Genomic DNA, 16981 nt, shown 5'->3' on the forward strand with positions numbered 1-16981 from the left:
CGTGCTCAGGCGTCGAAATCGAACCTGGCGAGCAGGGCTTTGCGCTGACGGTCGCCGAGGCCGCGCAGACGGCGGGTCGGGGCGATCTCCAGCTCGGTCATGATCTCCTGCGCCTTGACCTTGCCGACCTTCGGCAGGGCCTCGAGCAGAGCCGACACCTTCATCTTGCCGAGGATCTCGTCGTTCTCGGCGTCCTTGAGCACCTGCTTGAGGTCGGTGCCGCCGCGCTTGAGGCGCTCCTTGAGCTCAGCCCGGGCACGACGGGCAGCAGCCGCCTTCTCCAGAGCAGCGGCGCGCTGCTCATCGGTCAGCTGGGGAAGGGCCACGGTTCCTCCGTCTCATCGTTGGCTTTCGAGTCTTCACCGCTGCAACCAGCGGCGATAGCGACCGTACTCACGACCACCGACGAATGCGAACCCACCCCCCGGCGTTCCGCTCGAAAATCCGTGCGGTAGTGCACGCCGATTCCGCAGCGGATTCCGCGCCCTCCGGTGCGCGTCCGCGCATCGCCGCGACCTGCCCAAATGAGGGAAAACTGCAGGTGAGTGGGTATCCGGGGCGCCGGAGAGGTCCGCAGCGCGCCGAGCGGCTCACGGGATCGGCGACCGGACGTTCGGGCACTTCGGCGGCCCGAGAAATTTTTCTTCCCATTCCGCGTGTCGCGCCGCTCCGAGCGCAGGTCAGAGTGCATACCAGCGGTATGTACGACTCGTGCCCGGACCGCGCGTGGCGATCCGGGCACGAGAGTCGAACGTCTCAGTCCGTCAGGAAGGCGAAGCCGTCCAACGTGCGGGCGACGGCGGCCCGCAGCCCCGCGACGGACGGACCTGCCCGCAGCACGTCCCGTGAGACGTTGGGCACGACGGCCCGCAGGTGGTCGCCCACGAGTCGGCGCACGTCGTCGGCGGTGCCGCCCTGGGCGCCCACTCCGGGCATCAGGATGGGCCCGTGGAGGGCGGACAGGTCGGGCGCCTCGGTGAGGGTCGCTCCGACCACCACACCCACGGATCCGAGCTCTGCCGCTCCGCCGCTCGCGTCGGCGCAGTTGCGGGCGGCGCACTCGTCCACCACGACCTGCGCCACGGTGCGCCCGTCGGCGACCCGGGCCCGCTGGACCTGAGCACCTTCGGGATTGGAGGTGGCCGCGAGCACGAATACCCCGCGGCCCGTCCCGGCCGCCAGATCCAGCGCAGGGGCGAGCGAACCGAAGCCCAGATACGGGGAGACGGTCACGGCGTCCGAACGCAGCGGCGAGTCGTCCGACAGCCAGGTCCGGGCGTAGGCGTCCATCGTGGAACCGATGTCGCCGCGCTTGGCATCGGCGAGCACGAGCACGCCCGTCTCCCCCAGCCCGGCGATGGTGCGTTCGAGCACCGCGAGGCCGGCGGAGCCGTATGCCTCGAAGAACGCCACCTGGGGCTTGACGACCGCGACGGTATCGCCGAACGCCTCGACGCACAGTTCGCTGAACCGGGACAGACCGTCCACGTCGTCGCCGAGACCCCATGCGGCGAGGAGCCCCGGGTGCGGATCGATGCCCACACACAGCGGCCCGCGGCGCCCGAGGGCGTCCGCGAGTCGCTGCCCGAAGGGCGTCACGCCCGTTCGGCGGGTGCGCCGCGCAGTCGCGCGTGCATCCGCTGGATCGAGCTCACGCCGATCTCACCGCGCAGTGCCGCCTCGATGCCCTGCACCGCGGCGGAGGCACCCTGCACCGTGGTGACGCACGGGATGTTCGCGGCGACCGCCGCGCTGCGGATCTCGTAGCCGTCCACGCGCGGACCGGCATTGCCCCAGGGGGTGTTGATGACCATGTCGACGTCGCCGGCGCGGATGCGATTGACGATGTCGAGCGCGCCCTCGGGCTTGTCCTCGCCCGAGACCTTGTAGACCTGCTCGCAGGGAACACCGTTGCGGCGCAGCACTTCTGCCGTGCCGACGGTGGCCATGATGTGGAAGCCCAGATCGGCAAGGTGCTTGACCGGGAAGATCATCGACCGCTTGTCCTTGTTCGCGAGCGAGACGAAGACCGTGCCCGAGGTGGGCAGGGAGCCGTAGGCCGCGGTCTGGCTCTTCGCGAACGCGGTACCGAAGTCGTCGTCGAGGCCCATGACCTCACCGGTGGACTTCATCTCCGGGCTGAGCAGGGTGTCGATGCCCGTGCCGTCGGCACGCCGGAACCGGTTGAACGGCAGCACCGCTTCCTTCACCGCGACCGGCGCGTCGAGCGGGACGTCGCTGCCGTCGCCCTCCGCCGGGAGGATGCCCGCGGCGCGCAGATCCGCGATGGACTCGCCGAGCATCACCCGAGCACAGGCCTTGGCGAGCTGCACCGCCGTGGCCTTGGAGACGAACGGCACCGTGCGCGAGGCGCGGGGGTTCGCCTCGAGGACGTACAGGATGTCGTCCTTGAGCGCGTACTGGACGTTGAGCAGGCCCTTGACGCCGATGCCCTTCGCGAGCGCCGCCGTCGAACGACGCACGTTCTCCATGTCGGCACGGCCGAGCGTGATCGGCGGCAGCGCGCAGGCCGAGTCGCCGGAGTGGATCCCGGCCTCCTCGATGTGCTCCATGATCCCGCCGATGTACACGTCGGTGCCGTCGCACAACGCGTCGACGTCGATCTCGACCGCATCGTCGAGGAAACGGTCGACGAGCACCGGGCGGTCGTCGGAGATCTCGGTCGCATTGGAGATGTACGTCTCGAGCGCCTTCTCGTCGTACACGATCTCCATACCGCGACCGCCGAGGACGTAGGACGGGCGCACCAGCACCGGGTAGCCGATGCCCGCGGCGATCTCGCGCGCACCCTCGAAGGTGGTGGCGGTGCCGTACTTCGCGGCCGGCAGCTCGGCCTCGTCGAGCACGCGACCGAACTCGCCGCGATCCTCCGCGAGGTCGATCGCCTCGGGCGAGGTACCGACGATCGGCACGCCTGCGGCCTTCAGGCGGCGCGCCAGGCCGAGCGGGGTCTGACCGCCGAGCTGGACGATGACGCCGGCGACCGTGCCGGACTCGCACTCGGCGCGGTAGACCTCGAGGACGTCCTCGAAGGTCAGCGGCTCGAAGTACAGGCGATCGGCGGTGTCGTAGTCGGTCGAGACCGTCTCGGGGTTGCAGTTGACCATCACGGTCTCGTAACCGGCCTCCGACAGCGTCAGCGCGGCGTGGACGCACGAGTAGTCGAACTCGATGCCCTGTCCGATGCGGTTCGGGCCGGAACCGAGGATGAGCACCTTGGGCTTGTCGCGCTGCTCGACGACCTCGGTCTCGGCCGCGGGGTCGAGCTCGTAGGTCGAGTAGTGGTACGGCGTCTTCGCCTCGAACTCGGCCGCGCAGGTGTCCACGGTCTTGTAGACCGGGTGGACGCCCAGCTCCTGACGGAGGGCACGGACATCGTCCTCGGAGGCGAACTGCGCCGGGCGCAGCGCCGCGATCTGCCGGTCGGAGAAACCGTGGTGCTTCGCGTAGCGCAGCTCGGTGGCACCGAACTGCTCGGCCGTGCGGACGTCCTCGCCCAGCTCGACGATGTACGCGAACTGCTCGAGGAACCACGGGTCGATCTTCGTGGCGTCGAAGAGCTGCTCGACGGTCGCGCCGAGCTCGAGCGCCCGGGCGATCCGGTAGAACCGGCCGTCCGTGGGAGTGCGGATCTCTTCGAGGATCTCCTCGAGCGTGCCCTCGACCTCGGGGCCGGTCCAGAAACCGGCGGACTTGGTCTCGAGCGAGCGCAGCACCTTGCCGAAGGCCTCGGTGAAGTTGCGGCCGATCGACATGGCCTCACCGACCGACTTCATGGTGGTGGTGAGAGTGCCGTCGGCACCGGGGAACTTCTCGAACGCGAACCGCGGGGCCTTGACCACGACGTAGTCGAGGCTCGGTTCGAAGCAGGCCGGCGTTTCCTTGGTGATGTCGTTGACGATCTCGTCGAGGGTGTAGCCGATGGCGAGCTTGGCGGCCATCTTCGCGATCGGGTAGCCGGTGGCCTTCGACGCGAGCGCCGACGACCGCGACACGCGCGGGTTCATCTCGATGACGACGAGCCGGCCGTCGCGCGGATCCATCGCGAACTGGATGTTGCAGCCGCCGGTGTCGACACCGACCTCGCGCAGGATGGCGATCGAGAGGTCGCGCATCTGCTGGTACTCGCGGTCGGTGAGCGTCATCGCGGGGGCGACGGTCACCGAGTCGCCGGTGTGCACACCGACCGGGTCGACGTTCTCGATCGAGCAGACGATGACGACGTTGTCGGCACCGTCGCGCATGAGTTCGAGCTCGTATTCCTTCCAGCCGAGGATGGATTCCTCGATGAGCACGTTCGCGGTGGGCGAGGCCGCGAGGCCACCGCCGGCGATGCGCTCGAGGTCGGCGTCGTCGTAGGCCATGCCGGAGCCGAGGCCGCCCATGGTGAAGGACGGCCGCACCACGACGGGGAAGCCGAGTTCGGCGACGGTCGCACGGACCTCGTCCATCGTGTAGCAGACGGCCGAGCGAGCGGATTCGCCGCCGCACTTGGTGACGATGTCCTTGAACTTCTGCCGGTCCTCGCCGCGCTGGATGGCGTCGAAGTCGGCGCCGATGAGTTCGACGCCGTACTTGTCGAGGATGCCGCGCTCGGACAGCGCGACGGCGGTGTTGAGTGCGGTCTGGCCGCCGAGGGTCGCGAGCACCGCGTCGATGGGCGTGCCGTTGGCCTGTTCGGTCGCGATGACCTTCTCGACGTAGTCGGCGGTGATCGGCTCGATGTAGGTCGCATCGGCGAACTCGGGGTCGGTCATGATCGTGGCCGGGTTCGAGTTCACGAGGGAGACCCGCAGGCCCTCCTCGCGGAGCACCCGGCACGCCTGGGTGCCCGAGTAGTCGAACTCGCAGGCCTGCCCGATGACGATCGGGCCGGACCCGATGACCAGGACGTGGGAGAGATCGGTACGGCGTGGCATTTAGTTCTTCTCTCCCTCGAGCAGGCGGGTGAAACGATCGAACAGGTCGACGGCGTCGTGGGGACCGGCCGCCGCCTCGGGGTGGTACTGCACGGAGAACGCCGAACCGTCGAGCAGTCGGACGCCCTCGACGACACCGTCGTTGGCGCAGGTGTGGGTGACCTTCGCGCGCCCGAACGGGGTGTCGAACTCCTGGCCGGCCTCACCTTCGAGCGCGAAGCCGTGGTTCTGGGAGGTGATCGCGATCTGCCCGGTCTCGTGGTCGATGACCGGGATGTTCAGGCCGCGGTGGCCGAACTTCATCTTGTAGGTGTTCAGGCCGAGCGCGCGACCGAGGATCTGGTTGCCGAAGCAGATACCGAACAACGGCAGCCCCTGGCCGAGGATCTCCTTCGTCAGGTGCACCACGTCGCCGACCGCCGCGGGATCACCGGGACCGTTGGACAGGAACACGCCGTCGGCCTTCAGGTCGAGGATGTCGTGCAGGGTCGTGGTGGCGGGGAGCACGTGCACGCGGATCCCGCGCGCAGCCAGCAGTCGCGGGGTGTTGCTCTTGATCCCCAGGTCGAGGGCCGCGACGTCGAAGCGCGCCTCACCCTCGGGTTCGACGACGTAGCCGCTGGTGGTCGTGACCTCACGTGCGAGATTCGCGCCGAGCATCGGAGGCTGCGCCTTGACGCGGTCGAGGAGGGCGTCGATGTCGAGGTCGTCGCCGTTCCAGGCGAGTGCGTCGCCCGAGAAGATTCCCGCGCGCATCGAGCCGAGGGTGCGCAGGTGCCGTACCAGCGCGCGGGTGTCGATGCCCGCGATCCCGACGACCTTCTGCCGTTCGAGTTCGTCCTGCAGGGAACCGGTGGCGCGCCAGCTCGAGGTGGTGCGCGACGGGTCGCGCACCACGTAGCCGGCCACCCAGATCTTCGAGTCGGCCGCGTTGCCGTCGGGGCCGACCGATTCGTTGTCCTCGTCGTTCCAGCCGGTGTTGCCGATCTGCGGTGCGGTGGCAACCACGATCTGGCGGTGGTAGCTCGGATCGGTGAGGGTTTCCTGGTAGCCGGTCATTGCCGTGGTGAACACGGCCTCGCCGAGCGTCTGGCCGACCGCGCCGAAAGTGGTGCCGCGGAAGGCACGTCCGTCCTCGAGGACCAGCACCGCGGTGCCGCCGCCGAATGTTCTGCCGCTCATGCGTTGTCTCCGTTCTTATCGACCGCACCAGAGCCGGCCGCGCGGGCTGAGATCTCGCGTGTCGTGATCGTCGTGTTGTTCGTCGTGATCGTCATCGTCGTTGTGATCGTCACCGTCTCAAGATCTTTCGTCGTTCCCGTTCGTCCAGAGCGGGTAGATCGACTTGTCGTCGCCGCGGAAGCCCGTGTCGATCTCGGTCCCCGAGGGCAGCTCCCAGCGGATGACCAGCACCCCGTCCTTGGACATGACCTTGCCTGCCAGCCCGCGCTCGGTGCGGATCGCGCGGATCGAATCCTGCGGGATCCAGATCGGGGATGCACCGTCGCGTTCGAGCAGGACACCGGATCGGTAGCGCGACAGTTCCGCGTTCGCGCGGTGTCCGAGGTCGCCGACCGCGACGCGGTCCTGCCAGCTCGGCGCGAGGGTGCTGCCGACGTACAGGCCCGTGCTCGGCTCGACGAGCCGCTCCCCCAGCTCCGCGGGCACGGTCGGCAATTCGCCGACGGCGTCCTGCTGCCGGCGGGCGCGTCCCTTCCAGCCCTTCCACATCAGCAGGACGAGCACGACCCACAGCGCGAGGAAACCGACGGTGAGAAAAAGGCGATCCATGCCGGTTCCTACCTTTCGCCTGTGCGTGGGAACACCTCACCGTCGCGGGCGGTGATCCGCCCGCGCAACACGGTGGTGGTGACCCGGCCCGGCAGGGTCATGTCTTCGTACGGCGTGTTGTGGGAGATGCTCGCGAGGTCGGGGCCGTGCACCGTCCACTCGGTGTCCGGGTCGACGAGCACGACGTTCGCGGGCTCGCCCACGTCGAGCGGCCGGCCCTGGTCGTCGAGGCCCACGATCTGCGCGGGACGCTCGCTCATCACCTTCGCGACGCCGCGCCAGTCCAGCAGCCCGGGCCGGACCATCGTCTCGATCACGACGGACAACGCCGTCTCCAGTCCGAGCATTCCCGGACGTGCCTGCGAGAACTCGCAGCACTTGTCCTGTTCGGCGTGCGGGGCGTGGTCGGTGGCCACACAGTCGATGGTCCCGTCGGCCAGTCCGCGTCGCAGTGCCTCGACGTCGCTCCGCTCCCGCAGGGGCGGGTTGACCCGGTTGATGCCGTCGTAGCTCTCGAGACGCGAGTCGTCGAGGAGCAGGTGGTGCGGCGTGACCTCGGCGCTGATCGCGATGCCCTGCGAGCGTGCCCAGCGGACGAGCTCGACCGTCCCGGCCGTGGAAGCGTGGCAGATGTGCACGCGCGCCCCGGCGTCGCGGGCGAGCAGCGCGTCGCGGGCGACGATGGACTCCTCGGCGGCGCGCGGCCAGCCGGCCAGGCCGAGCCGCGCCGCGGTCGGTCCCTCGTGGGCGACGGCACCGACGGTCAGACGCGGTTCCTCGGCGTGCTGGGCGATGAGCACCCCGAGCGAGGCGGAGTATTCGAGCGCGCGACGCATGAGCAGCGGATCGTAGACGCACTTGCCGTCGTCGGAGAACATCCGCACTCCGCCGACACCGGCGGCCATCGTGCCCATCTCGGCGAGCTGCTTGCCCTCGAGCCCGACGGTGACGGCACCGACGGGGTGGACGTCGACGAGCCCGACCTCGCGGCCGCGGCGCCACACGTGATCGGTGACGACCACCGAGTCGGCGACCGGATCGGTATTGGCCATGGCGAAGACCGCGGTGTACCCGCCGCGCGCCGCGGCGGCCGAGCCGGAGTCGACGGTCTCGGTGTCCTCCCGGCCGGGCTCGCGCAGATGCGTATGCAGGTCGACGAAGCCCGGGAGCATGATCTGCCCCGTGCCGTCGACGATCTCCGCGTCGTCGCCGACCTCGAGGTCGGTTCCGACGGCGAGGATCTGCTCGTCGCCGAGCAGCACGTCGACCGGATCGCCCTCGCCGTAGAGGCGGACGTTGCGGATGAGCACCTGCGGCGTCACCTGTGTGTCTCCTGTTCCTGTATCTCCCGGGTGGGAAGTGTGGGTCACGACAGGTTCCCTTCCGTCCCCACGAGCAGGCGGAAGAGCACCGCCATCCGCACGTGGACACCGTTGCTCACCTGTTGCAGCACCGCGCTCTGCGGGGCGTCTGCGACCGGGAAACCGATCTCCATGCCCCGGAGCATCGGGCCCGGATGCAGGATCACGGCATGGTCCGGCAGCAGCGCCGCGCGCGTGGCGTTGAGCCCGTACCGGATCGAGTACTCGCGTGCGGACGGGAAGAACCCGCCGTTCATCCGCTCGGCCTGCACCCGCAGCATCATCACTGCGTCGAGGGTGGGGAGTTCCGCCTCGAGCGAATCGGCGACCGTCACCGGCCAGGTCTCCACGCCCACCGGAAGCAGGGTGCGGGGCGCGACGAGAACGACCTCGGCGCCGAGCATGCTCAGCAGCAGCGCATTCGACCGGGCCACCCGGCTGTGCAGTACGTCGCCGACGATGCCGATGCGGCGGCCTTCGATCGATCCGAGGCGCTGACGCAGGGTGAGCGCATCGAGCAGCGCCTGTGTGGGATGTTCGTGGGTGCCGTCGCCGGCGTTGACCACGGCCGGACCGGACCCGGATTCGTCGGTCCACTGCGCGATCCGGTGTGCGGCACCGGAAGCGGAGTGGCGGACCACGAGGGCGTCGGCGCCGGCGGCGTGCAGGGTCAGCGCGGTGTCGCGCAGCGATTCGCCCTTCTTCACCGACGAACTCGACGCCGAGACGTTGATGACGTCGGCACTCATCCACTTGCCGGCGACCTCGAAGGACACACGGGTGCGGGTGGAGTTCTCGTAGAAGACGGTCATGATGGTGCGGCCGCGCAGCGTGGGAAGCTTGCGCACCTCACGCCCGAGCAGTGCCTGCTCGAACCGCTCGGCTTCGTCGAGAAGCCCCGTCGCGGAGTCCTTCGTCAGATCCGCGATGGTGAGCAGGTGTTTCACTGAGCCTTGCCTCCGGAGATCTCGACGGCGTCGCGCCCGTCGTGTTCGGTGAGCAGTACGCGGACATCCTCGGTGCGTGCGGTGGGCACGTTCTTCCCGACGTAATCGGCCCGCAGCGGAAGTTCGCGATGGCCGCGGTCGACGAGCACCGCGAGCTGGACGGCGCGGGGGCGACCGAGATCGCGCAGGGCATCGAGCGCGGCACGGACGGAGCGTCCCGAGAACAGGACGTCGTCGACGAGCACGACGAGGGTGTTGTCGACCCCACCCTCGGGCACCGAGGTGCGCTCGAGCGGTCGATGCGGCTTCGTGCGGAGGTCGTCGCGATAGAGCGTGATGTCGAGCGAACCCACCGGGACCCGGACACCGGCGAATTCCTCGATGCGCTCGGCGAGTCGCTGAGCGAGAGTGATCCCGCGGGTGGGGATTCCGAGGAGCACGACACGCGGCGCGTCGTCGGGAGTGTCGAGCGCGGTCTTCTCGATGATCTGATGTGCGATCCGGGCGATCGTCCGATGGACGTCGGCGGCGGAGAGCAGCTCGCGGGCCGGCACGGCGGTACCGGACGACGCAGCAGGAGTGGAGGAAGACTCGGTGGGGGTAGAAGCTGTGGACCCGTCCTCGGACACGGCCATGCAGCGACCTCCTTCTCCGCCTCACTGGACGGATCGTTAAAGGATGCCTGACGGTTGTCGAGCCTATCAGCGTCGACGTCCGCCTCGGCACGGATGGTGGGTGAAGCGCAACACAGACCTCCCGGACGCCGGAGTGGGCCCGGCAGGAACATTCCCGCCGGGCCCACTCACGGTGCCTCGTGTCGTCGCTCGCCCCGACAGGGTGACGAACTCAGGACTCGTCCGACTCCCGGTCCTGCGACGCCTGCGCCGGCCGGACGAGGGTGGCAGCGGCAGCTGCGCGCACCTGGTCGGCGACGGCGACGATCTGCCCGAGCACTCCGTTGACGAAGGCGGGCGAGTCGTCCGTGGACAGCTGCTTGGCCAGCTCGACCGCTTCGTCGACCGCCACCACGGGCGGCACGTCGGTCGCGTGGAAGAGTTCCCAGACCGCGATGCGCAGGATCGCGCGGTCGACGGCGGGAAGCCGGTCCAGGGTCCATTCGTGCAGGTGGTCGGCGATCACCCGATCGGTCTCGTCGAGGTTCTCGGCGACACCGCGGATGATGGTCTGCGCGTATGCCGGCACCGGTGCGACCTGATCGTCGTCGATCGCGAGTTCGACGCGATCGGCGGCGAGGTCGACGGGATGCACGTCGCGGGCCTCCGCCTCGAAGAGCAGATCCACGGCGCGCTTGCGGGCCTTGTGGCGGGCCCCGAGCTTCTTCTGGTTACCGGACACTCAGGAATTCACTCGCCCGAGGTAGTTGCCGTCGCGGGAATCGACCTTGAGCTTGTCGCCGGTGTTGATGAACAGCGGGACCTGGATCTCGGCGCCGGTCTCGAGAGTCGCGGGCTTGGTGCCGCCGGTGGAGCGGTCGCCCTGCAGGCCGGGATCGGTGTGCTGGACGACGAGCTCGACCGTGACCGGGAGCTCCACGAACAGCGGGACGTCCTCGTGCGTCGCGACCTGGACGGGCATGTTCTCGAGCAGGAAGTCGGCGCTGGTACCGAGCAGCTCGGGCGAGATGGTGATCTGGTCGTAGGTCTCGCCGTCCATGAAGACGTAGTCGGTGCCGTCGTTGTAGAGGTAGGTCATGTCGCGGCGATCGACGGTGGCGGTCTCGACCTTGACACCGGCATTCCAGGTCTTGTCGACGGTCTTGCCCGACGTCACATTCTTGAGCTTCGTACGCACGAAGGCAGGGCCCTTGCCCGGCTTGACGTGCTGGAACTCGATGATCTGCCAGAGCTGTCCGTCGATTTTCAGAACGAGGCCGTTCTTGAAGTCACTGGTATCAGCCACTTGGTTCGTGTCTCCTAGGGTCGAGGAACCGCCCTCAAACGACGGTCAATGTCTTGTCGGTGAGCGTGAGCAACTCCGGAGTATGCTCCCGCACCACGAGCGTGTCTTCGATCCGCACGCCTCCGCGCCCCGAGAAGTACACACCCGGCTCGACGGTCACCGCCGCACCGGCGACAAGTGTACCGGTCGCCGCCGCACCGATCCCGGGCGCTTCGTGGATCTCGAGCCCGACTCCGTGGCCGAGCCCGTGCAGGAACAGCTCGCCGTAGCCGGCCTCGGCGATCACCGTGCGCGCGGCGGCGTCCACCGCGGAGCATTCGGCACCGGGTGCGAGCGCCTCGCGACCGGCCTGCTGTGCACGCAGGACCAGCTCGTACAGGTCGCGCTGCCAGTCCGCCGCCCGGCCGAGCACGTAGGTGCGCGTCATGTCGGAGTGGTAACCCCCGATTCGGGCACCGAAGTCGAGTTTGACGAAGTCGCCCTCCACGAGGACCGCGGAGGTGGGCCGGTGGTGGGGTACGGCGGAGTTCGCGCCTGCGGCGACGATCGTCTCGAAGGAGATCCCGTCGGCGCCGTGCCCGAACATGCGCCATTCGAGGTCGCGCGCCACCTCCTTCTCGGTACGCCCCGGGCGCAGCCCGCCCGCCGCGAGGAGATCCGCCAATGCGCGGTCGGCCGCGCCGCACGCGTCGCGCAGCAGGCCGATCTCGTGTTCGTCCTTGACGGCGCGCAGCTGCTCGACGAGTCCCGGAGTGGGGACGAAGCGGACGGGGACGTCGAGCTCGTCCCACCGGGCCCTCTCGTCGACAGTGACCAAGTGGCTCTCGAATCCCCAACGCGCAGCGTCGGTTCCGAACTCGGTGATGAGCCGGGCCGTCGACGACCGGGCGATCACGGCGCGCAGATCGGGGACCTGCTCCTCCACCTGCGTGACGTAGCGGCCGTCGGTGCAGACGACGGTGCGGGTCTCGTCCGCATCGTCCACCGTGGAGACGATCAGCGCCGCGTTGGAACCCGTGAAACCCGTGAGATATCGGATATCGGTCAGACCGGTCACCAGCAGCGCGTCGAGATCGCGGTCGGCGAGCAGCGCACGCAGCGCTCGGCGACGGGAAGCGTGGTCGGCAGACATATCGCTCAACCTACCGCGACGGCAGCTGTGGGACGGGACACACTGTCGGCTTCGCCACCCGTTACGCTGAGGTACATGAAACCCTGGTTGCTTCGCGGACTCGGGCTCGCCCTCGTCCACGTGGTCGTGCGCGTCCTGCTCGGTGCCGCTCTCATCCAGTGGCCGTTGCAGGGATCGGTACTGCGCTGGCTGGGCTTCGCCGTGGTGGTGATCGCCGCGTTCGTCTGGGCCGGTCTCGACGGCATCCGCGACCACCGCGCGCATCCCGACCCCGACGAGGGCGACGACCTGACGATGCGCTGGCTCGCCGCCGGCGCGGTCACCGCCATCGTCGGTGGAGTCCTCACGTGGCTCGTCGATACGGTCACCCCGGTGCCGGTGGGCGTGACGTCCCTGTTCTTCGAGATCACCTCCGGTGCCGCGTTCACCGTGCTGCTGGTGTTCCTGCCGGCGATGGCCGCGGTCACCTCGGGCAGGTTCTTCGCGCGGCGGAGCGAGCGCAAGGCCGCGCGTGACGACGACTGGTCGGTCCATCGGGAGCACCACGCGCCCGCAGGTGTGGGGGCGGCGGCGCCCGCGGGTTCGGCGCAGGCCGACCCTGCCTGGCGCACCGACGACTCCCCCACCGAGGTGTTCCCGAGGGTCGATCCGAAGCAGTAGGCCCCTCGGCAGGCGGGCGGGTGCTCAGTTTTCCGGGTGGTGACGGTCGGTACCTACAGCCGACCTCGAGGAGCTTCCCATGACCGACACCACCGAGATGCTCGACCTGACTCCCGCCACCCGCCGTATGGAGCGCATCCTGGCGGGCATCGACGACGCGCAGCTGACAGGACCGACGCCGTGTTCCGACACTTCCGTCGGGGTGCTCGTCGACCATGTGCTCGGACTGTCGCTCGCGTTCACGGCGGCAGCGCGCAAGGACCACGGGCCGTACACCGACACCCCACCGCAGCTCACGAGCGAACTGCAGCCGGACTGGCGTCGCCTCGTACCCGATCGGCTCGCCGACCTCGGCCGGGCGTGGAAAGAGCCCACGGCCTGGGAGGGCACGACCCGCGCGGGCGGACTCGACCTTCCGGCGGCGGTCGCCGGACTCGTCGCCCTCGACGAACTCGTCGTCCACGGCTGGGATCTCGCCGTCGCCACGGGACAGCCGTACACCTGCGAGCCCGACGAGATCGCAGCGTGCACCGCCTTCGCGGAGAGCATCACCGAGGCGGAACGCGCCGGCGACGGGGGTGGTCTGTTCGGTCCTGCCGTCCGGGTGGGCGACGACGCGTCGCCACTGGACCGCCTGATCGGACTCACCGGGCGCAACCCGTCGTGGAGACCACCCTCGTCGACGAGGTGACTGCTAGAGCAGCACGGTTCCCGCGTCGGCCTTGCCCTGTCGCGCGACCTCGGAGTAGGCCGCCGCGAGCAGGGTGGGATCGGGTCCTTCGAGCCTGCCGGGCTTCGCGAGTCCGTCGAGGACGACGAAGCGCAGCATGCCGGCACGGTTCTTCTTGTCGGTCTGCATACCCTCGAGCAGATCGCCGAAGGCGTCAGGATCGTAGGTCGTGGGCAGGCCGACGGATTCGAGGATCGCGCGGTGCCGGTCGGCGGTGGCGTCGTCGAGGCGCCCGGCGAGCCGGCCGAGTTCGGCTGCGAACACCAGGCCCACCGACACGGCGGCGCCGTGACGCCAGCGGTATCGCTCGCGACGCTCGATGGCATGCCCGAGGGTGTGGCCGTAGTTGAGGATCTCGCGCAGGCTCGACTCCTTGAGGTCGGCCGCGACCACCTTTGCCTTGACCTCGACCGAACGCCGGATCAGCTCGGGCAGCACCGTCCCGGCGGGATCGAGCGCGGCCTCGGGGTTCTCCTCGATCAGATCGAGGATGACCGGATCGGCGATGAAGCCGGTCTTGACGACCTCGGCCAGACCGGCCACGATCTCGTTGCGCGGCACCGTCTCGAGGGTGGCGAGATCGACGAACACCGCGGACGGTTCGTGGAACGATCCGACGAGGTTCTTCCCCGCCTCGGTGTTGATGCCGGTCTTGCCGCCCACCGCGGCATCGACCATCGCCAGCAGGGTGGTGGGGATGTGGTAGACGCGCACACCGCGCATCCACGTCGCGGCGACGAATCCGGCCAGGTCGGTGGCGGCGCCGCCGCCGAGGCTGACGACGGCGTCCGAGCGGGTCAGCCCGATGCGGCCGAGAACCTCCCAGCAGAAGCCGGCGACGGCGAGTTCCTTGCCGTCCTCGGCGTCGGGAATCTCGATGCGGTGCGCGTCGATGCCGGTCTCGGCCAGCGCCTCCCGCACGGCCTCCGCCGTCGCGGTGAGCGTCGGCTGGTGGAAGATCGCGACGGTCCGCGTGCCGGACAGTTCTTCGACGACGTCGCCGAGCAGTCCCCGGCCGATGATCACCGGATAGGGCTGGGCGGTCTCGACGTCGATGCGTACCGGTTCGGTCACGGTGTGGGGCTCCGATCCTCGCTGATGGTCTGGCTGGTAGCGGTGTCCGCTGCTTCGAGTTTGGCAAGCACCTGCTGGACGACCCGTCCGGGGCTGCGGCCGTCGGTGCGCACCCGGATGGTCGCCGCCTGCCGGTACAACGGACGGCGACGACGCATGAGGTCGCGGTACTTCTGGGCCGGGTCGCCGCCGGCCAGCAACGGCCGGGTTCCGGCGGCTCCGACCGCGCCGGTGCGGCGCAGTCCCTCCGACACGCTGATCTCGAGGTAGACGACGGTCTGTCCGGCGAGTCGCGCACGGGTGCGTTCCGACAGGATCGCTCCCCCACCGAGGGACACCACCCCGTCGTGGGTGTCGAGGGCCCGCGCGACCACCTCTTCCTCGATCTCCCGGAAGGCGGGTTCGCCGTCCTGCGAGAAGATCTCGGGGATCGTCCGGCCGGTCACGCGCTCGATCTCGGCGTCGGTGTCGAGCAGCGGCAGGTCGAGTGCGTTCGCGACCCGACGACCGATCGTCGACTTGCCCGCTCCCGGCGGGCCGATGAGTACCAGGCGAGGCGACATGGGATCACCGCGGCGGCCGCGCCGCGATGCCCTTCAGGTAGTGGTCGATGTTGCTCACGGTCTCGGCGAGCGAGTCGCCGCCGAACTTCTCGAGGGCGGCCTGCGCGACGACGAGTGCGACCATCGCCTCGGCGACGACACCCGCCGCGGGCACCGCGCACACGTCGGAGCGCTGGTGGATCGCGACTGCCTCGTCGCCCGTGGTCATGTCGACCGTCGACAGGGCACGCGGCACCGTGGAGATCGGCTTCATCGCCGCGCGCACCCTCAGGGCCTCACCGTTGGTCATGCCGCCTTCGAGGCCACCGGCACGGTTGCTCGAACGGAGCACACCGTCGGGACCGGGCTTCATCTCGTCGTGGGCGGCACTGCCGCGTCGGCGCGCGGTCTCGAAGCCGTCGCCGACCTCCACACCCTTGATGGCCTGGATCCCCATGAGGGCGGCGGCCAGTCGCGCGTCGAGGCGGTCGGCGCCGCTGACGAACGAGCCGAGGCCCACGGGCAGCCCGTGCACCACGACCTCGACGATTCCGCCGAGGGTGTCGCCGTCGCGCTTCGCAGCCTCGATCTCGGCGATCATGGACTCTTCGGCGGCCTTGTCGTAGGCGCGCACGGGGCTCGCGTCGATCGCGGCGAGATCATCGGCGCCGGGTTCGGGGCCGACATAGGGATCGGATGCGCCGATGGAGATGACGTGCGAGACGACCTCGGCCCCGAATGCCTGGCGCAGGAAGTTCCGGGCGACGGTGCCGGCCGCCACGCGTGCTGCGGTCTCCCGGGCGCTGGCGCGCTCGAGGACGGGACGGGCGTCGTCGAAGCCGTACTTGAGCATGCCCGCGAAGTCGGCGTGGCCGGGCCGGGGGCGGGACAGCGGTGCGTTGCGCGCCTGTCCTGCGAGCAGTTCGGGATCGACCGGGTCGGAGGCCATGATGGTCTCCCACTTGGGCCACTCGGTGTTGCCGATCTCGATCGCGATGGGGCCGCCCAGGGTGCGTCCGTGCCGGACACCGCCGATCACAGTGACCTTGTCGGCCTCGAACTTCATGCGTGCGCCGCGGCCGTAGCCCAGTCGCCGGCGCGCGAGTTGCTCCGAGATGTCGTTCGACGTCACCTCGACTCCGGCGACCATCCCCTCGAGCATCGCGACGAGGGCGGGACCATGGGATTCTCCAGCAGTTATCCAGCGCAGCACAGGTCCATCCTTCCATGTTCGCCCGCCGCCTCGACATACCGCCCCTGGTCAACCCGGCACGATCGACGCCAGTGCCGCGGCGGCACACATCGACGGTCCGTGCGGAAGCGCACGCGGAACGGCCCTCACTCCCCCGCGACCGGCCGCCCGGAACCGCAGAAACAGGGCCGCACCTGCGGTGAGGACGGGTGGGAGCAGGGCACCGAGCAGCACCGCCGAGGGCCCGGCAAGTCCGGTGACCGCGCCGAGCCCGAGGGCGAGTTTGACGTCGCCCGCGCCCAGTGACCGCGGCACCGTCAGATGGGTGATGAGCAACGGCGCCGCGAGCAGGAGGGCGCCGGCGAAGGCGGCCCGCCCCTGTCCCGTCGCGGTGGCGACGCCGAGGATCGCTCCTGCTCCCCCGAGGGTCAGCACGTTCGGCAGACGCCGCACGAGCAGATCCACGGTGCTCAGACACACACACCACCATCCGAACACCATCACTCCGATCGTCGTGGCGCCGGCGGTTGCAGCGACCACGACGAGTGCGACTCCCGCGCAGGCCAGCTCGCACAGTCCCGGTGGCGGTCGACGTCGGGCCAGCAACCCCGCCGAAATCCGCACGATCACTCCCGCGCCCAGCCCGAGAACCGCCGTCGCGAGCACGCCTGTCGCCTCCCCTGTCATGCCCC

At 69.5% G+C, this 16981-nt stretch carries 17 protein-coding genes; 2 read left to right on the forward strand and 15 right to left on the reverse strand.

Annotated features, from left to right (window positions below; genetic code table 11):
• Window positions 1-5 precede the first annotated feature (5 nt).
• The 11 genes from mihF to A8G18_RS18130 all read right to left on the reverse strand — a co-directional run bounded on the left by mihF (window position 6) and on the right by A8G18_RS18130 (window position 12091).
• Window positions 6-326, reverse strand: coding sequence for an integration host factor, actinobacterial type (mihF, locus tag A8G18_RS18080; protein WP_006551450.1), 321 nt, complete (start codon window positions 324-326; stop codon window positions 6-8).
• Between the two features lie 430 nt (window positions 327-756).
• A complete protein-coding gene (gene pyrF / locus A8G18_RS18085) occupies window positions 757-1599 on the reverse strand; it encodes an orotidine-5'-phosphate decarboxylase (protein WP_064064926.1) in 843 nt (280 codons plus the stop codon).
• Window positions 1596-4940, reverse strand: coding sequence for a carbamoyl-phosphate synthase large subunit (gene carB / locus A8G18_RS18090; protein ID WP_064064927.1), 3345 nt, complete (start codon window positions 4938-4940; stop codon window positions 1596-1598). The genes pyrF and carB overlap by 4 nt, the downstream gene beginning before the upstream one ends.
• Window positions 4941-6122, reverse strand: coding sequence for a glutamine-hydrolyzing carbamoyl-phosphate synthase small subunit (gene carA / locus A8G18_RS18095; protein WP_064064928.1), 1182 nt, complete (start codon window positions 6120-6122; stop codon window positions 4941-4943). It lies immediately after the preceding gene.
• 117 nt (window positions 6123-6239) lie between these two features.
• Window positions 6240-6731, reverse strand: a complete 492-nt coding sequence (locus A8G18_RS18100; RefSeq protein ID WP_016935410.1) for a PH-like domain-containing protein — start codon at window positions 6729-6731, stop codon at window positions 6240-6242.
• Window positions 6732-6739: 8 nt separating this feature from the next.
• Window positions 6740-8053, reverse strand: coding sequence for a dihydroorotase (locus tag A8G18_RS18105; RefSeq protein WP_064064929.1), 1314 nt, complete (start codon window positions 8051-8053; stop codon window positions 6740-6742).
• Between the two features lie 44 nt (window positions 8054-8097).
• Window positions 8098-9039, reverse strand: a complete 942-nt coding sequence (locus A8G18_RS18110) for an aspartate carbamoyltransferase catalytic subunit (RefSeq protein WP_016934774.1) — start codon at window positions 9037-9039, stop codon at window positions 8098-8100.
• Window positions 9036-9674, reverse strand: coding sequence for a bifunctional pyr operon transcriptional regulator/uracil phosphoribosyltransferase PyrR (pyrR, locus tag A8G18_RS18115; protein ID WP_026003434.1), 639 nt, complete (start codon window positions 9672-9674; stop codon window positions 9036-9038). Before pyrR ends, A8G18_RS18110 begins: the two co-directional genes overlap by 4 nt.
• A gap of 211 nt (window positions 9675-9885) precedes the next feature.
• Window positions 9886-10395: a transcription antitermination factor NusB gene (gene nusB / locus A8G18_RS18120; protein ID WP_016934776.1), complete on the reverse strand. Its 510-nt coding sequence runs from the start codon at window positions 10393-10395 to the stop codon at window positions 9886-9888.
• Window positions 10396-10959 (reverse strand): elongation factor P, encoded by a 564-nt coding sequence (efp, locus tag A8G18_RS18125; RefSeq protein WP_016934777.1) that lies wholly within the window; start codon window positions 10957-10959, stop codon window positions 10396-10398.
• A gap of 34 nt (window positions 10960-10993) precedes the next feature.
• Complete coding sequence (locus A8G18_RS18130) at window positions 10994-12091, reverse strand: aminopeptidase P family protein (protein WP_064064930.1); 1098 nt, start codon at window positions 12089-12091, stop codon at window positions 10994-10996.
• A gap of 75 nt (window positions 12092-12166) precedes the next feature.
• Between A8G18_RS18130 and A8G18_RS18135 the strand changes: the two genes are divergently transcribed.
• Both A8G18_RS18135 and A8G18_RS18140 read left to right on the forward strand, forming a co-directional pair.
• On the forward strand, window positions 12167-12751 hold the full coding sequence (locus A8G18_RS18135; protein ID WP_064064931.1) for a B-4DMT family transporter: 585 nt from the start codon (window positions 12167-12169) through the stop codon (window positions 12749-12751).
• A gap of 79 nt (window positions 12752-12830) precedes the next feature.
• Window positions 12831-13442: a TIGR03086 family metal-binding protein gene (locus A8G18_RS18140; protein WP_064064932.1), complete on the forward strand. Its 612-nt coding sequence runs from the start codon at window positions 12831-12833 to the stop codon at window positions 13440-13442.
• Between the two features lie 3 nt (window positions 13443-13445).
• Here the strand turns inward: A8G18_RS18140 and aroB are convergent, their stop codons facing one another.
• Genes aroB through A8G18_RS18160 form a run of 4 tightly spaced genes read right to left on the reverse strand, consistent with a single transcriptional unit; the run spans window position 13446 to window position 16976 of the window.
• Window positions 13446-14555: a 3-dehydroquinate synthase gene (gene aroB / locus A8G18_RS18145; protein WP_064064933.1), complete on the reverse strand. Its 1110-nt coding sequence runs from the start codon at window positions 14553-14555 to the stop codon at window positions 13446-13448.
• Window positions 14552-15118: a shikimate kinase gene (locus A8G18_RS18150; protein WP_064064934.1), complete on the reverse strand. Its 567-nt coding sequence runs from the start codon at window positions 15116-15118 to the stop codon at window positions 14552-14554. The genes aroB and A8G18_RS18150 overlap by 4 nt, the downstream gene beginning before the upstream one ends.
• A 4-nt stretch (window positions 15119-15122) precedes the next feature.
• Window positions 15123-16310 (reverse strand): chorismate synthase, encoded by a 1188-nt coding sequence (aroC, locus tag A8G18_RS18155; RefSeq protein WP_064064935.1) that lies wholly within the window; start codon window positions 16308-16310, stop codon window positions 15123-15125.
• A gap of 48 nt (window positions 16311-16358) precedes the next feature.
• The gene (locus A8G18_RS18160) at window positions 16359-16976 is read right to left on the reverse strand and encodes a prepilin peptidase (protein ID WP_064064936.1); all 618 of its coding nucleotides are present in this window, start codon (window positions 16974-16976) and stop codon (window positions 16359-16361) included.
• Window positions 16977-16981 lie beyond the last annotated feature (5 nt).

Source organism: Rhodococcus gordoniae (genome assembly GCF_001646655.1).
GTDB lineage: Bacteria > Actinomycetota > Actinomycetes > Mycobacteriales > Mycobacteriaceae > Rhodococcus > Rhodococcus gordoniae.

Bases quoted from the DNA above. Each gene is read 5' to 3' on its own strand.
- carB (WP_064064927.1), bottom strand. From the start codon at position 4,940: ATGCCACGCCGTACCGATCTCTCCCACGTCCTGGTCATCGGGTCCGGC.
- carA (WP_064064928.1), bottom strand. From the start codon at position 6,122: ATGAGCGGCAGAACATTCGGCGGCGGCACCGCGGTGCTGGTCCTCGAG.
- A8G18_RS18100 (WP_016935410.1), bottom strand. From the start codon at position 6,731: ATGGATCGCCTTTTTCTCACCGTCGGTTTCCTCGCGCTGTGGGTCGTG.
- pyrR (WP_026003434.1), bottom strand. From the start codon at position 9,674: ATGGCCGTGTCCGAGGACGGGTCCACAGCTTCTACCCCCACCGAGTCT.
- A8G18_RS18130 (WP_064064930.1), bottom strand. From the start codon at position 12,091: ATGTCTGCCGACCACGCTTCCCGTCGCCGAGCGCTGCGTGCGCTGCTC.
- A8G18_RS18135 (WP_064064931.1), top strand. From the start codon at position 12,167: ATGAAACCCTGGTTGCTTCGCGGACTCGGGCTCGCCCTCGTCCACGTG.
- A8G18_RS18140 (WP_064064932.1), top strand. From the start codon at position 12,831: ATGACCGACACCACCGAGATGCTCGACCTGACTCCCGCCACCCGCCGT.
- A8G18_RS18150 (WP_064064934.1), bottom strand. From the start codon at position 15,118: ATGTCGCCTCGCCTGGTACTCATCGGCCCGCCGGGAGCGGGCAAGTCG.
- A8G18_RS18160 (WP_064064936.1), bottom strand. From the start codon at position 16,976: ATGACAGGGGAGGCGACAGGCGTGCTCGCGACGGCGGTTCTCGGGCTG.